Annotated in this window: 1 pseudogene; it reads right to left on the bottom strand. The window is 69.5% G+C overall.

The window, feature by feature from the left end:
• Nucleotides 1–584 (bottom strand): annotated as a pseudogene (locus KUM32_RS37210) (AfsR family transcriptional regulator); the annotation flags it as partial.

The raw sequence follows: 584 nt of genomic DNA, 5'->3' as shown, positions 1-584 counted from the left end.
GAGTTGGATGGCTCGTTGTGCCTCCGCTTCCGCTTGGCGGAAGCGGCTGGCCATCCAGTGTGTGTGGGTCATCATCATCCGGGCGCGGCCCTCGGCGCGGGCGTCCCCGGCCTCACGGGCCGCCTCGCCTACCACGATGGTGGCGGCCTCGTACTGCCGTGAGTTGGCGCCGGACTCGCCCAGGTCCTTGGCGGCGATGAGGAGATCCGCCGCGCGACGCAGGGTGCCGCCCGAGGCGAACTGCTGGATGGCAGCCAGCAGGCAGCCTGCCTCGGTGAACAGCCAGTCGATCGCCGCTGTCCGGTCGGGGAACGTCAGCCCTGGGTGGTGCGTCTCCTCCAGGTGCTCGATCATCCGGTCACCCGGTCGCGCGTGCGCGAACACTCGAACCGAGCTGGCGAGGTAGAAGTCGAGCAACCGGGAGAGCGCCGCGTCCCGCTCGGACGGCGGCAGTTCGTCACGCTCGGCACACGCTCGCGCGTAGAGTCGAACGAGGTCGTGGAAGCGATAGCGCCCCGGAGCCGCCGACTCCAGGAGGCTGGTATCCACGATGCTCTCCAGCAGCGTCTCGGCCGTGTAGACGT

This window comes from Streptomyces sp. AC627_RSS907 (assembly GCF_019049165.1).
Note: the sequence above shows the minus strand (reverse complement) of the source record. Positions and strands in the feature narration are given on the sequence as shown.